11 protein-coding genes are annotated in these 15,199 nt (G+C 60.9%); 7 read left to right on the top strand and 4 right to left on the bottom strand.

Annotated elements, in window-relative coordinates:
* Window positions 1–155: 155 nt before the first annotated feature.
* From BMZ66_RS14175 to BMZ66_RS14160, 4 genes are all read left to right on the top strand, one after another.
* The gene (locus BMZ66_RS14175) at window positions 156–671 is read left to right on the top strand and encodes a hypothetical protein (protein ID WP_143080215.1); all 516 of its coding nucleotides are present in this window, start codon (window positions 156–158) and stop codon (window positions 669–671) included.
* Between the two features lie 76 nt (window positions 672–747).
* Window positions 748–1,527: a DUF2490 domain-containing protein gene (locus BMZ66_RS14170; RefSeq protein ID WP_092674556.1), complete on the top strand. Its 780-nt coding sequence runs from the start codon at window positions 748–750 to the stop codon at window positions 1,525–1,527.
* Between the two features lie 53 nt (window positions 1,528–1,580).
* Window positions 1,581–2,108: a hypothetical protein gene (locus BMZ66_RS14165; protein WP_092674553.1), complete on the top strand. Its 528-nt coding sequence runs from the start codon at window positions 1,581–1,583 to the stop codon at window positions 2,106–2,108.
* A 256-nt stretch (window positions 2,109–2,364) separates the two neighbouring features.
* On the top strand, window positions 2,365–2,919 hold the full coding sequence (locus tag BMZ66_RS14160) for a hypothetical protein (RefSeq protein WP_092674550.1): 555 nt from the start codon (window positions 2,365–2,367) through the stop codon (window positions 2,917–2,919).
* Between the two features lie 101 nt (window positions 2,920–3,020).
* On the opposite strand, the gene BMZ66_RS14155 is transcribed toward BMZ66_RS14160, so the two are convergent.
* Window positions 3,021–3,476: an energy transducer TonB gene (locus BMZ66_RS14155; protein ID WP_092674547.1), complete on the bottom strand. Its 456-nt coding sequence runs from the start codon at window positions 3,474–3,476 to the stop codon at window positions 3,021–3,023.
* Window positions 3,477–3,674: 198 nt separating this feature from the next.
* Between BMZ66_RS14155 and BMZ66_RS14150 the strand changes: the two genes are divergently transcribed.
* Together BMZ66_RS14150 and BMZ66_RS14145 are read left to right on the top strand one after the other, a co-directional pair.
* Complete coding sequence (locus tag BMZ66_RS14150; protein WP_092674544.1) at window positions 3,675–3,977, top strand: sll1863 family stress response protein; 303 nt, start codon at window positions 3,675–3,677, stop codon at window positions 3,975–3,977.
* Between the two features lie 134 nt (window positions 3,978–4,111).
* Entirely contained in the window at window positions 4,112–4,372 is a 261-nt protein-coding gene (locus tag BMZ66_RS14145; protein ID WP_092674541.1) for a hypothetical protein, read from the top strand.
* Window positions 4,373–4,479: 107 nt separating this feature from the next.
* On the opposite strand, the gene paaN is transcribed toward BMZ66_RS14145, so the two are convergent.
* Window positions 4,480–6,141, bottom strand: a complete 1,662-nt coding sequence (gene paaN / locus BMZ66_RS14140) for a phenylacetic acid degradation protein PaaN (RefSeq protein WP_092674538.1) — start codon at window positions 6,139–6,141, stop codon at window positions 4,480–4,482.
* Window positions 6,142–6,421: 280 nt separating this feature from the next.
* Here paaN and BMZ66_RS14135 point away from each other — a divergent pair, with 280 nt between their 5' ends.
* Complete coding sequence (locus BMZ66_RS14135; protein WP_092674535.1) at window positions 6,422–9,256, top strand: S8 family peptidase; 2,835 nt, start codon at window positions 6,422–6,424, stop codon at window positions 9,254–9,256.
* A gap of 43 nt (window positions 9,257–9,299) precedes the next feature.
* Here the strand turns inward: BMZ66_RS14135 and BMZ66_RS14130 are convergent, their stop codons facing one another.
* On the bottom strand, window positions 9,300–10,388 hold the full coding sequence (locus BMZ66_RS14130; RefSeq protein ID WP_177204727.1) for an efflux RND transporter periplasmic adaptor subunit: 1,089 nt from the start codon (window positions 10,386–10,388) through the stop codon (window positions 9,300–9,302).
* Window positions 10,389–10,577: 189 nt separating this feature from the next.
* On the bottom strand, window positions 10,578–14,990 hold the full coding sequence (locus BMZ66_RS14125) for a CusA/CzcA family heavy metal efflux RND transporter (protein WP_092674529.1): 4,413 nt from the start codon (window positions 14,988–14,990) through the stop codon (window positions 10,578–10,580).
* Window positions 14,991–15,199: the final 209 nt, after the last annotated feature.

The raw sequence follows: 15,199 nt of genomic DNA, 5'->3' as shown, positions 1-15,199 counted from the left end.
TTTGCCGCTTGGCAACACGCTGCCGCCGGTGAAATGTATTGGGCCGGCCCGGCAGCTTTTTTCCGAGGCATTTTATGCAATAGCGACGTTACCGGCATCCTTCCATCGCAGCCCAATACTGGGGGCTGGCGCACCACCTGCCTTTTAATGTTTGTATGAAAACGACTTTTCTCGTCTGCTGCCTGCTATGGTTCTCGTTGCCCGCGTGGGCGTGCTCTTGCGTTTCCGAACGCATTTCTGAGAAGGCCAAAATCTCCAAAGAATACGAGCAGGCGGCGCTTGTTTTTACAGGCCGCCTGGTGCGGGCCGAGCCAATTACCACCACCGACACCGCGCACGTTCGGTCCCTGGTTTCGGGGCAAGACACCGTGATTACGTCGCGACGCGCAGCCGTGCGCTACACGTTTGCTGTCATTCAATTAATTAAGGGACAGCAGACAGGCACGGAAGTGCAGGTCATCAGCGACAATACTTCTTGCGGCGTGAATCTGGCCGTGGGAACCGAACGGCTCATGTATGCCTACGCCGTTACTGAAGATGCTAATCCGCGTGGGGCCGTAAAAAAAGTCGCTCCCTACTACGCCACCGATGTTTGCTCGCGCCATCAGCAGCTGCGCTATACCAGGGGTTCGGAGCTGCGGCAGCTGCGCCGGTTGGCACAAAAAGGATAAGCAGCGCCCAAGCTGTTAGCGGTGGCCCGGTGGCCGTGCGGGCAATGTGTCGGCGCATTCGGTGGCATCTTGCCGCATGAAAATTCTCCTGCCACTGCTGGCAGCCGCTGGCAGCTTGGTTTCGCGGCCGGCCGCAGCCCAGGTTAGCCGCATCAACGACTTCAACGCCATCGGCTGGTATGTGTACGAGGGCGACCACGCGTTGGGCGAGCGTTGGCAGATTCACACCGAGTACCAGCTGCGCCGCATCAACTTCATCACCGACCGGCAGCAGTCGCTGCTGCGCGCGGGCTTTGCCTACAAGGTAATGCCCCGGTTTAAAGTGGGCGGCGGCTACACCCGCCTCGTCACCCACCCCTACGGCGACCACCCCGTGGCCGATGCCGGCAGCTATCCCGAGCAGCGCTTCTACGAAGACGTGGAGCTGAGCGACGAGGTGGGCCGCTTCGCTCTCGAGCAGCGGATACGGCTCGAACAACGCTGGATTGGCGTGCCCGGCGCCAGCGGCAGCCTGGGCAACTCGGCCGTGTGGAACCGCCAAAACCGCGTCCGCTACCAGTTGGCCCTCGCCTTCCCGCTGCAAGGCCCCACCCTCGACGACGGCGAATGGTACCTCACCGCCTTCGATGAAGTCTTCCTCAACTTCGGCCGCGAAATCACCACCAACGTCTTCAACCAAAACCGCATTGGCGGCGGCCTGGGCTACCGCGTTCACGACAATTTCCGCCTGGAGTTCCAGTACCTCAACCAGATTACCCACCACTTCGACCCCGACCCTCGCACCGGCTTCCCGGTGTATGAGTTCAACAACGGGTTTCGCCTGGGCCTGACGTATAACCTGACGCTGATAGACTAAGCGGCTAGCTGGTAGCGTTTTCAGCTAACCGTTGGGTTTTGAACCACCTGCTTATGCGCTTTCACCTGCCACGCCGCTATCGGCGCAAGCTGCTGTTTCCACCGGGCCTGCTGGCGTTGGCGGGACTGCTGTGGCTGGGGTGCTTGACTGTAAACCTTTGGCAGGGAAAATTGAGCAGGAAGATGATTATGCAGCTTGTGCTTCTGCCAAAGCATCTACCATTAAATCAATGCAATAATTACGATGCACCACAGCTCATGTCTGTTACTGAGCTACAAGCATTCCGGACTTGGCGTGAAGCTTCCTTTTTAGGAAATCCGGTTACCGACGCGCGCGAGCAGGAGCGAACAATAGGTCTAATACAAGCCATGATGGCAGACTCAGCCCAGGACGGTGGTGTACGCATCAGATTTGCCTCTACGGCTCGTTTTAAGGATTTAGTTTTTGCGCTGGATTTAATGAACCGCGAAAAGGTGCAAAAGTACCGGCTCGACATACATCATGGGCCTGTTACTTTATACGCTTATACTTATGCGAGACTACGGCATATCCAATACCAAACGATGGAGAGTATCTACTGAACAGCTTGTCTAAATGATTTGCCAACACCTTCGCTTTCCAACGCATTTGATATTCATAGAAGTGAGTTAGCTTAAGCTATTCTTCATACTTCCGTTTCCAAAACATTAACATCATGTGAGTGCTGGTTAAGTGTTTTGCTTCTGATTGTTTTGCTTCTGATGACAATAGCGGCGTTAGGGCTTTGGAGTACGGGCCAGCGCTGGCGTGAATTATTACGCTCATAATTTTGAGATTCTACATTCCCACGGACAAAGCATGCCCGTTCTCCCACCAGACCTGCGCAAAGCTCTCTTTCAGCTCCCTCAAAAGGAAAAAGACCAGCTTTTGGCCCGCCTCGTGGCCCAAGACACCATCCTCACCGAGCAGCTGGCCTACCGCCTACTCGAAGGCCCCGACGCGCTGGAAACCCGCCGGGCCGTGCTGCGCGCCCAAGTCGACGACCCCGTGCGCGGCTTCCACCAAACGCCCAACGACTTGCTCGTGATTCTGCGGCAGCTGCAGGCGCGCCTCGCCTACCACGCCAAAATCACCGAAGACGTGTATGGCGAAACCGAACTCAGCTGGCGCCTGCTAGCCAACGTGTTTCGGCACCAACCCGATATCACGGCGCGGCTGCACGGCCCCACCCAGCCCCTGCTCCAGCACCTCACCAAACGCACCCACGAGGCCTTGAAACAGACCGCCCGCCTCCACGAAGACTACCACGTAGAACTAGCCGAAACCGCCAATGCCGTACTGGCCGCGCTGTGGCAGTCGGGCGCCGCCCCACTAGCTCGCGAAGCCGGCGTTCCCCGAACGTTTGACAATTAATATTTAACAATTAGCATTTAACAACTGCCAGTTAACAGCTCTTCGGGCGTGTTCCGATGAAGTGTTTATTGTTAAATGCTAACTGTTAAATATCAAATGTCTCAAAGTGCTCGGAAGTTGATAGGCATGGTGAGAGTAACCCACACGGGCTGGCCATTGATTTTGCCGGGGTTCCACCAGGGCATGAGGCGCACGAGGCGCAGGGCCTCCTCATCGAGGCCGTAGCCGAGGCCGCGCACCACGTGCGGGTTGTGCAGGCGGCCTTCGGGGTCGACGGTGAAGGTGAGGTAGACCTTGCCCGAAAGGCTACGGTCGAGGGCCGCTGTTGGGTATTTAAGCCTGCTGGCCAGAAATTTCAGCAGGGCCACGTCGCCTCCCGGGAAAGCCGGCATCTCGTCGGCCGTGAAGTAGACGGTGGGCGCAGCCGGCGGCGTAGCTGGTGTGGTGGGGCCGCCCTCAGAGCCGGGAGCCGCAGCGGCTACCGAGGCCGTCTGGCTACTGGCCTGCCCCGCCATTGTAGCCACCAACACACAGGTTAGGGTAAAATATCGCAGCATACGCCTTTCCAGATAAAATTCAACCGCACAAAGCTATTAGCATCTATAACTGGCCCAATTCGCTTAGAATTATCCTTTTGTTGCGCTTATGTTGGTAACATTGGCTGGCCGCAAGCAGCAGGCTGCTGAGGCATCTTTTCGAAGCCGAAGGCAGTACAACAAGCAGCTTCATTTACCAACGCCTTTTCCTTCATTCCCATGTCCAGCACCCCCGGCCCTGATGCCCAGCGCCCGCCCCAGCTTTCGGCACACGACTTACACCAAGCCCTGGCCGAACTAGACGCCAAAATCCGGACCCTGCACAATCGAGCCCACGCCACTGCTGCCGGCTCGCCCAATACCTACCAGGCCCACGCCGAAGCCCTCGAAGCCAAGCGCGCCCGCCTAGCCGAGCAGTTAGGCTCGGCCCCCACGTCCACCGACGGGTCGGAGCATGGCATCTGGGGCCAAATTCGGCAAGGCATCGAAAGCCTGCGCGAAGACTTGCGCAAAATTTTGTAAGCACAGCAGTCAATCCGGAATATCGCAACCCCCTGGCAAATATCTGCGTTTCAAGGAATGGTTCAGGCTGATTATCACTCGGTCTGGGCTCCGGTTATTTCCCACTGACCCCTATGCTTTAGCCTTTACTCGCCATGAAAAAGTTACTCTTATTGCTGCTCTTCCCTTTCCTTGCCACAACAGCCTCTTATGCTCAAGGCCAAGGAAAGAAACCCCGCCTGAAAGCCAAGCATCACTACGAGCACGCTTCTGAATCATCCAGAGGCAAAGCCACCAAAATGCGCTTCCGGCCGGTGAACAACATTCGCCCCACCATCGACCTAAACCCCAGAAAACAAGAGAGATTCAAAACCACCAAGGCCGCTAAAAATTATAAGTGGACCAAAGGAGTTTAAACAAAAAAGGGCCGCCGCTTCAACTGAAGCGGCGGCCCTTTTTTGTGTCAGTAGCTAGTTGTCAGGGATAAGAACTCCACCACTAACAACTGACAACTAGCAACTAACTAGCCCAATGCTGGCTCGCGGAAGCCAACCCAGGTGAAGCGCTTGATAACAAACTCGGGGTTAGTGAAGCTGGCGTTGCCGGCGGGGTTGCCGCCAGTCACGTGGAAGTCGGAGAAGCCGGCGTTCTGGTTCACGTAGATGCCGCCCGTGAGGTTGAAGCTGACGGGCGTGCCGGCCAGACTCATCTCATCCATGATTTGCTCTTTCATGGCAGGGTCGGTGGTGTAGGCACCGCACGAAATGGCGCCGTGCTCGCGCGCTAGCTGGGCAGCCAGGTGCACGCTTTCCTGGGTGTTCTTGGTTTTGATAACCAGCATGATGGGCCCGAACAGCTCCTGGCTGTACTGCTCGACGCGGCTGGCGTCGACCTCAAAAATGCTAGGCGAGCAGGTGCGGGCGTTCTTGAACGTGGGGTTGTCTACGGTGCCGTGGGCCAGAATGCTGCGGCCGCCGTCGAAGGCCAGCTGCTTCACCCGGTCGTGCGTAGCAGGGTTCTGGATGGCGCCAAACACGTGCGGGCCCGCCTTGGGGTTGGTAGCCAGGCCGATGACAGCGGCCGAAATTTTCTGCACTACTTCCTCGTAAGGAACCAGGGCGTCGCCCACTTTCACGCCGGCTTCGGGGATGAAGAAGTTTTGCGGGGCCGTGCACATCTGGCCCGAGTAGAGGCTGACGGAGAAGGCCAGGTTTTGGGCCACCTTGTCGAGGTCGTCGCAGCTGTCGATGATGATGCTGTTGACACCGGTTTTCTCGGTGAAGACGGTTTTGCCCTTGAGGCTTTCCACGTACTCGCCAAACTGCGAGCCGCCGGTGTAGTCAATCAGCTTGATGGCGGGGTCTTCGGCCAGGTCCTTGGTGATAAGGCGGTCATCAGCATCCACGGCCAGCTGGCAGATGCAGGGGTTCAGGCCGTGCTCCTTCAGCACCTTCTGCACCTCGGCCACCACAATGGCGATGGGCAGCACCGCCTTGGGGTGCGGCTTGATGATGGTGGGGTTGCCGGTTACGAGCGAGGCAAACATGCCGGGCACCGTGTTCCAGGTCGGGAACGTGGAGCAGCCAATAACCAGGGCCAGGCCCTTGGGCACGGCGCGCCAGGTCTTGTTCAGCGAGATGCTGTACTTGCCCATGGGCTTCTCCCAGCGGGTGTCTTCGGGAAAGCGGGTTTGCTCTTCGTAGCCGGCCGCAATGGCTTCGAGGGCGCGGTCGGCGGCGTGGGGGCCGCTGGCCTGAAACGACATCATGTAGGCCTGCCCCGTGGTGTGCATGGTAGCGTAGGCAATTTCAAAAAAGCGGCTCTTCATGCCCTCCAGGGCCTCGGTGAGCAGGGCCGCACGCAGGGCTGGCTTGAGCTTGCGCCACTCATCAAAACCGCCTTGGGCATTTTTGATAAGGGTTGCGGGCTCGTAGAATGGGTATTTGATGTCGAGCGACTGCTGCTCGTAGGGCGATTCTTCCTGGCCGGCCCAGCCTTGAGGCTCGTCCTGCAACAGTTCGGCAAAGTGCTGGCCGCGCATGGCGGCGAATTTCTCGCGGCCCTGAGCATCGGCGTCAGCCCCGTAGATTTCGGGGGATGGGTTTTCGGGAAATGCGGCAAAGAACGTGCGCCCGTGCAGGGCCTGCACAGCGGCATCGAGAGTGGCTTGGTGCTTAGCAATCATCGGGGGTGGGACGTAGTATGGAAAGTGACGAATGAACGGCGGAAGCGCCGCGCCGCAAGTTACAGCAAGGCGCCCGACCCTGCCGCGGACATCGTAGGTAAAAGAACGCAAGACCGGTGCTTAGCCTCGATTGTTGGCAACCAATAATCCTTTCAGCCAGCCCTTTTTATCATCCCCCGACTTTTCGAATTCACCCGGCGCACCAACACCTTAATAACTCCGTATTACGGTATCTTTACTCCCACTATTTGCTACAGCCTAGCTCTTCTATTTTTATTCGATGGATAAAACTCTACGCTTGTTATTTTTCCTGGTTTTCATTGGATTAGGCTGGCCAACACAGGCAGCAGCTAACCCACCAACGGTGCCCGGCCGGCTGGTGCTAAAGCTGAAACCAGGCCAGCCGGTAGCGGCGTTGGAAACTGCTCTTCGCACGCTGAACGCCAGCAACGCGCAGCAGAAATTTCCACGCGCCATTGCCCCTAGTCCCGAGAAGCCGGGAAGCGTAGAGCTGCGCGGCATCTATCAGCTGCAAGTGCCTGCTACTCTCAGCCTCGACCGTGCCCGGGCCGTGCTGCTGGGCACTGGCTTGGTCGAATACGTGGAGCCTCTCTACATCCGCCAGCCGCAGTACCAACCCAACGACCCTATGGCTGATTCCACGCTCACCAGCTTGGCCACCAGTCAGTTTTACCTAAAGCAGATTCAGGCCTACCGGGCCTGGAACATTACAAGGGGCGACAGCTCCATCGTCATCGGCATCACCGATGGTGGGGTGCGGCTTACCCACGAAGACCTGCGTCGGCAGATTAAATACAACTACGCCGACCCCGTCAATGGCATCGACGACGACGGCGACGGCTACGTGGACAATTTCAACGGCTGGGACTTGGCCAACGACGACAACGACCCCGGCTATGACATCAACATCACACACGGCTCGCAGGTGGCCGGCGTGTCCTCGGCGCATACCGATAATGGGGTAGGCATTGCCGGTTTGGGTAATAAATGCCGGTTTCTTCCCCTGAACATTTACCCCAATACCCCCAATGGCAGTTTTGCCGGAGTAGAAGCGGTGATATACGCGGCCGACCACAACTGCCGGGTTATCAACATGAGTTGGGGCGCTGTGGGCGGCTACTCGCGCTACGAGCAGGATGCCATGACCTACGCCGCCGTGAACCGCGACGCCGTGCTGGTCGCCGCAGCCGGCAACACCAATGCTGACCTGCGGTTTTATCCTGCTTCCTACGACCATGTGTTGTCGGTATCGGGCGTGAGCAGCACCGACCAAAAAAGCCCCAGCGCCACCTTCAGCCACCGCGTAGACCTAGTGGCGCCAGGCGTCAGCATCCTCACCGTATCGGGCTACCACGCCACGTGGAGAGGCGGGCCGGCCGATGCCGATTACGATGCAGTGGGCGGCACTTCATTTGCAGCGCCGTTGGTAGCAGCAGCAGCGGCTCTGGTGCGGTGGCAGTTTCCGCAGTTTACGGCAGCCCAGGTAGCAGCCCAACTGCGTCAGTCGACCGATAATATCGACGAGCTACCGGTAAACAGCGCGTGGGCTAAGCGCTTGGGCACGGGCCGACTCAATGTGTTCAAAGCCCTGACCAAAACCAATCTGCAGGAGGCCCGTGTACTCGCGAGCACCTTCGCGCCGGCCCGCTCCGTGTACCTGCCCGGCGATTCTGTCCGACTGGTGGTGAGTGTGCAAAACCTGCTGCAGCCCATCTCCGACCTCACCATTACGGTGACCTCACTTACGCCCTACATAGTGGTGCGGCAGGGCAGCTTTGCGGCGGGCAACCTTGCCAGCTTGGCTCGCACCATCAACACCACCACTCCTTTTCGGCTGGTGGTAGCCAGCAGCGGCATTCCGCTCAATACCAAGGCCACGCTGCGCTACCGCTTAACCGGTGCGGGCGGCTTTCAATTCGACCAGTTCGTCGATGTCATGCTCAACCCCGATTACGTGGTGCTCGATGGCAACGACATGTCCGTGACGCTGACCAGCCGCGGCAACCTGGCCTATGACAACCTGATGGGCACCGTAGGCGCAGGCGTTACCTACCGCGGCAGCGGCAACATCCTGAGCGAAGGTGGCCTGCTGCTAGCCACCAGCCCCACCCGCGTATCGGACCGCCTCCGGACCCGGGCCGGGCAAAGCCGGCAGTCGTTTTTCAGCACTGCGCAAGTAGTACGGGTGCAGCCCGGCCCCCGCGCCGACCAGGAGGCCCGCGCCCTGTTTCAGGATAGCATCCCCGTGGCCGGCAGCCTCGCCCGGAGCGTGGGCGTGGCCGTGCGCCAGCGCGCTTTTGCGTGGGCCAGCCCTAACCGCCGCGATTTTGTGGTGCTGGAATACACTCTGAAGAATATTACGGCCGATACTCTCAAGCCTCTTTACGCCGGCTTGTTTATGGACTGGGACATGCCTACGTCCGACGGCTCGGCACGCAACGCCGCCGCCTGGGACAGCACTCGCTCTCTGGGCTATACCTACTCCCTGGGGCTGCCAGCACCCAGCCTGCCCGCTTCCTATGCTGGCGTGCAGCTGTTGCGCGGAGGCTCTCCCACGGTGTACTCTTTTGATAACAACGCGCCCGCTGGCGCACCGGTGCGCCTAGCCGATGGCTTCTCGCCAGCCGAGAAATTCCTCACCTTAAGCAGCGGCTCTAGCCAACGCACGGCGGGCCTGCCCGCCGGCGCCGATGTCTCGCAGGTAGTAGGTGCCCGCCTAGCCAAGCTGGCACCCGGCGACTCGGCCACGGTGACGTTTGCCATGATGTCGGCGCCGTCGTTGCTGCGGCTACAGGCCGCCGCCGACGCCGCGTCGCGAGCCTTTGCTATGCCCCTGCCCACGAAGTTGGCCGTGTCTGCTCCGGCCTTCAGCGCTTACCCCAACCCCACCAACGGGCCTCTGCAACTGGAATTGCCCGAGGGCTTTGGCCCCGCAACTGTGCAGGTCCTCGACCTAACGGGTCGACCAGTAATCAGCCTGTCAACGCGTGGCCGGCAAGCGGAAGCAAACCTGGCAGGGCTGCCGCCGGGCGTGTACCAAGTGCGGGCGGTGGGTGCTAGCCGCGTGCTTACCCGTGCAGTGGTGGTGCGCTAGAGAAGGTACTATAGTTCACTATGACAGTTGAGCAGGCTGCCTCCTATTCATCCCGCCCTTTCGTTAGTTCAGCTTCCAGAAAATAGGCGCCGCGGCGAACCAGCTGCGTGGTATCGGGCAGGGCCTCCAGGGGAGTGATGGCCACGTCGCCGTTTTGCGCGGGGCCCGTCTTCACCTGGTAGCGGCGGAAGCGGTGGCTGCTGGCGGAGCCCTGGCGGGCGAAAATATAGCTCAGCTCGCCGGCCTGAATCACGGCTTCTTCGGGCAGGGTGCGGTGCCGGGCGCCGGCTGTTTGGATGTGAGCCGCCACGTACTGGCCGGGCAGCAGCATAACTTTTGTATTGTGCAAATGGGCGTGCACCCGCACGGTCCGGGCCTCGTCGTCGAAGGTCTGCCCGACTAGGAATACCTCGGCTTCGAGTTCCTGGTTCAGGCCGCTGTTGGGCACTTTGAAAAGCACGCGCTGGCCCTTCTGCACCCGGGCAATGTCTTTCTCAAACACCTTCAGCTCGAGGTGCAGGTCGGAGCGGTCTACTACCTCCACCAGCACGTCCTGCGGATTCACGAACTGGCCGGGGTTGATATTGACGGCCTTCACGTAGCCGCCAATGGTCGCGGTGAGCGATACGCTGGGGGTGAGCGATGTGGCGCGGAGCCGCTCGGGCGCGAGGCCCAGCAGGCGCAGCTGGCCGGCCAGGGAGCTTTCCGTGGCCTGCTCGTTCTGGAACTCCGACTGAGCCTGTTGCAGCTTGCGCTTAGCGCCCACGTCCTCGGCGTCGAGGGTTTGCTGGCGCTGCAGCTCCTGCCGCAGAAACTGCAGGCGGGCGCGAGCCTGCAGGTACTCCTGCTGCAGCTTGAGGTAGTCGGGGTGGCGGAGCACGGCTATCACAGCGCCTTTGCGCACCTGCTGGCCGGGCAGCACCTTCACCTGCTGCACGTAGCCGCCCATCACCGCGCTGATGGACACGTGGTTCTGCGGGGGCACGTCCACCATGCCGTTGGCCTGCACGTCGGAAGTCATGTTTTTGTAGATGAAGCTACCCGTCTCGATGCCCGCCGCGGCAAACTGAGCCGGGCTCAGGGTGAGCTCGCCTGCCTTGGCCGCAGGCTGGGCCGTTGGGGTTTCCCGCACAGCGGCCGGCTCGCCCTTGCTCTGGCAGGCCGGCAGCGCGCCTCCGGCTAGCAGCAGTGCTATCGCGAGTCCAAGCCCTGACCGCTGGAGGCCGTAGGCAGAACTCGAGTTGGGCTTAGCAAGCTGAGAAAGTGAAGAAAACTGAAAATATGACATTGGATAGTAGCAAAAATGGGGTACCCGAACGGGCTATTGGCTATCGGTGCCGGCCAAGGCCTGCAGCGCGATGACGAACTCATTGTATTGCCCGACTTGGTCGAGGTAGGCGGATTGGATTTGCCAGGCGGGCTCGGTATTCACCACGTAGGTCACGTAATCAATTTCGCCGGCGCGGAAGACTTTTTCGGCAGTGCTCAGAATCAGGCGGGCCTGGGGCAGCGCGGTTTGTTCGTAATAAGTGAGCGAGGCCTGAGCGCGGGCTAACTGCAGCCGCAGGCCCCGCAGCTGTCCCTGCAGCTGGGCCGTGGCATACGTGAGCTGGGCAGCGGCCACCTGCTCGCCGATTTGAGCAGCGGCCACGCGGTTCTTCTGCACCCCACCCAGCAGTGGCAACGACACGCCCAGCTGCCCCACCTGGAAGCCGCCCTCTTGGTTGATGGACTGGTTGAAGTAGCCCGCCCGAATATCGGGCAGGCGGCGCAGTCGCTCTACTTTGGTTTGCTGCTGGCTCACGGTTACTTCCTGTTCTAATAAGCCCAGCGTTGGGTTGGTGGCGGCGGTGAGGCCGGCTGTATCGGCGGCCGCCAACGGGGCCAGCAGCTGCGCCGTGGTGTCGATGCTGACTGCCCCGCCGGTGTTGAGCAGCACGCCCAGTTGCTGGCGCTGCACCTGCAGCTGCATCCGGAGGGTGGCCAGTCGGTTTTGCAGCTCCTGGGAGCGGGCGGCGGCCGATACTTGCTCCAGGCGGTTGGTTTCGCCGGTGCGGTAGCGCACACTGGCCGCCCGGGCCGCCCGGCGGTACAGGCTGTCCTGACGCCGCAGCAGGCTGAGGCGGCGGTGGTCGGTGAGCAGTCGGTAGTAGGCCCCGCGGATGTCCTGGGTCAGCAAGCGGCGCTGCAGGCGGGCGCGCTGCTCGGCGGTGAGGGTCTGGCCTTCCAGCAGCTTGCGCTGGGCCGCGTACACATTTGGCAGCGAGGTTTGCTGGATGATGTTGATGCTGCGGTCGTTAAAAGGCCCCTGGATTTTCCCGTACTGCACATCCACCAGGGTGCGCGGCACATCGTAGCCAGTGCGCGTGAGGGCGCGCTGGCGCTGCACTTCCAGCGACGAGCTTTGGAGCTGCAGGCTTTGCTGCAAGCCCGTTTGCAGGGCCTGCGCCAGGGTCAGAGGCTGGCCATCGCTGACGCTGGGAGGAGTGGTTTGCGCTCGGGCAGACCGGCTTCCAGCCATTAGCATCAGGCCAAACACCAACAGCAGGCTGGTAAGCCGCCCGGTGCCAACTGCCATAGGCTGCCGGGCCGCGGCTGGGGGTTCGGGCAACTCATCATCATCGGTGGGGCTGGGCTCGCCGTCGCGGGTAAACAGCGTGTAGAGCACTGGCAGCACCACCAGCGTAAGCAAAGTGGCCGAAATCAGCCCGCCAATAACCACCGTGGCCAGGGGCTTTTGCACTTCCGCTCCGGCCGAGTTCGACAGGGCCATAGGCAGGAAGCCCAGCGAGGCCACCGCCGCCGTGAGCAGCACCGGGCGGAAGCGTTCGGCGGTGGCCAGCACCACCCGCTTGCGCACCGAGGTGATACCCGCCCGGGCAAAATCGTTGATACTGGCCACCAGCACAATGCCGTTCAGCACGGCCACCCCAAACAGCGCGATGAACCCCACCCCCGCCGAGATGGAAAACGGCATTCCCCGCAGCCACAAGGCCGCAATGCCGCCAATGGCCGCCAGCGGGATACCCGTAAAAATCAAGCCCGCCTGCTTCACCGAGCGGAACGACAGGTAGAGCAGCAGGAAAATGAGCAGCAGCGCCACCGGCACGGCAATTCGCAGCCGCCCCTTGGCCTGCTGCAGGTTCTCGAACTGGCCGCCGTAGGCAATGGAATAGCCGGTGGGCAGAGTCAGTTTTTGGGCGAGCTGCTGTTGAATATCGTCCACTAGGCTTTCCACGTCGCGGTTGCGCACGTTCACGCCGATGTTGATGCGGCGGGCGGCGTTGTCGCGCGAAACTTGCGCGGGCGCGTTGCGGAAAGCCACCGTCGCCACCTCCCCTAGCGGGACTTTCTGGCCACTGGGCAAGTCTACGTACAAGTTGTTGAGGTCGGTGAGGCCGCGGCGCTGCGAGGAATCGAGGCGCACCACGAGGTCGAAGCGGCGCTCACCTTCGTACACTTGGCCGGCCACATCGCCAGCAAAAGAAGCGCGCAGCAGCGTGTTCAGGTCGGCCACATTCAGGCCGTAGCGGGCCAGCTTCTGGCGGTCGTAGGTGACGCGTAGCTGCGGTAGGCCCACCACCTGCTCCACTTTCAGGTCGCCCACTCCCGCCAACGGACGAATCAGTGCGGCGGCCTGGTTGGCTTTTTCGTAGAGAACTCCCAGGTCATCGCCGTAAATCTTGATGCTAATGTCCGACTTCGCGCCGCTAATAAGCTCATTAAAACGCATCTGAATGGGCTGCTGAAACTCCAGGGTGATGCCCGGAATACCGGCTAGGGCCTGCTGCATCTTGTCGGCCAGCTCTTCGCGGGAGGTGGCCGAGGTCCACTCGCTCTGGTCCTTGAGCACCACAATCTGGTCGGAGTCTTCCAACGACATGGGGTCGGTGGGAATTTCGGAGGTGCCAATTTTACCTACCACCTGCTCTATTTCGGGAAACTTCTCGAGCAACACCTTTTGCACTTTCGTGGTGGTGGCGATGCTCTGGCTCAGGGAGCTGCCGGGCTTGAGGGTCACATTCACGGCGAAGTCACCTTCGTCGAGCTGGGGCACAAACTCGCCTCCCATGCCCAGGAAAATCACCACGGCCAGCCCCAGCAGGCCCAGCGCCACGCCCACCACCGCCAGCCGCAGGCGTAGCGCGCCCTCGATGATGGGCCGGTAGCCGCGGTACAGAAACTTCATAAACCGGTCGGCAAAGGTGCCTTCTTCTTTGATGTCGCGGCGCAAGGCCCACGCCGACACAGCCGGCACGTAGGTGAGCGACAGCAGCATGGCGCCGATGATGGCGAAGCTCACCGTGAGGGCCATGGGGCGGAACATCTTCCCCTCGATGCCCGTGAGCGCCAAAATGGGGAAGTACACAATGAGGATGATGAGCTGCCCGAACAGGGCCGAGCGCATCATGCGCGTCGCGGCGGTTTCGGCCACCTGGTCCATGGTTTCGTGCTCGGACTGGGCGCGGTGGTGCACGAGCTGGAATATCATGGCCTCCACGATAATCACCGCCCCGTCCACGATGAGGCCGAAGTCCAAAGCGCCCAGACTCATAAGGTTGGCCGACACGTCGAAGGTGCGCATCAGGCCCAGCGCGAAGAGCATGCACAGCGGAATCATGCTGGCCACCACCAGCCCGGCGCGCAGGTTGCCGAGGAGCAGCAGCAACACCATCACCACGATGATGCCTCCCTCCAGCAGGTTTTTACTCACGGTGTGAATGGCTCGGTCGATGAGCTTGGTGCGGTCCAGAAAAGGCTCGATGGTGAGGCCCGGCGGCAGCATTTTTTCAATCTTCTTCACCTGCGCCTTCACGCCTTGAATCGTCTGCTGCGAGCTGGCGCCTTTGAGCATGAGCACGATGCCGCCGGCAGTTTCGCCCTGCCCGTTGCGGGTCATGGCGCCGTAGCGCACGGCGTGGCCGAAGCGCACGTCGGCCACGTCGCGCACCAACAGCGGCGTGTTGCCGGCCTGCTTCACCACAATATTGCCAATGTCCTGCAGGTTGCTGACGCGGCCCTCGCCCCGGATGAAATAGGCGTTGGGGCCGCGCTCCAGGTAAGAGCCGCCGGTGTTGGCGTTGTTCGCCTGCAGGGCCCGGAATAGCTCGTTCAGTGATACGCCGGCCGAGTTGAGCCGGTCGGGCATTACGCTCACTTCGTACTGGCGCACCATGCCGCCGAAGCTGCTCACGTCGACCACGCCGGGCACGCCGGCCAGCTGCCGCTTCACAATCCAATCCTGCACTTCGCGCAGCTGGGCCAGGGAAAACTTCTTCTCGTAGCCCGGCGCCACGCGCAGCGAATACTGAAATATTTCGCCCAGGCCCGTGGTGATGGGCGCCATTTCGGGGCGACCCATGTCGGCGCTGAGGCTGCCCTCGGCGGTTTTCAGTTTTTCGGCCACCAGCTGCCGCGTGCGGTAGGTGTCCATGTCGTCATCAAACACGACGGTGATAACCGACAGCCCCACCCGCGATGTGGAGCGGATTTCCAGCACGCCAGGCACCGTGCGCAGTTGCAGCTCGAGCGGCACGGTGAGCAGCTGCTCGACCTCCTGCGCTGCCAGCGCGGGCGACTGCGTGATGACCTGCACCTGATTGTTAGTGATGTCGGGGATGGCATCGAGCGGCAGGTGCGCCACCGAGTAGCCGCCCCACACCATGATGCCAATGACCAGCAACACCACAAAAAGCTTGTTGCGGATGCTGGCCGCAATTATCCAAGAAAGCATAGGCTAGAGTTGCCGCTGGCCGCGAAGCGCGCCAGCACAATGTCAGCAATAATTAAGAAGGGGCCGGCCCACAGGCCAGCGCAGAGACGATGCCCAAACCGCCATTGAAAGCTATAGTTGCCGGCAGTGGCGAACCATATGCCGCTACCATTTTGGACGTAAGGCCCTCGGTTTAGAGCAAACCGGGCACACTACTTCCCGGGGCGCAA

The organism is Hymenobacter arizonensis (assembly GCF_900115775.1).
GTDB lineage: Bacteria > Bacteroidota > Bacteroidia > Cytophagales > Hymenobacteraceae > Hymenobacter > Hymenobacter arizonensis.
The sequence above is the reverse complement of the archived record's forward strand: the minus strand, read 5'-3'. Positions and strand labels throughout refer to the sequence as shown.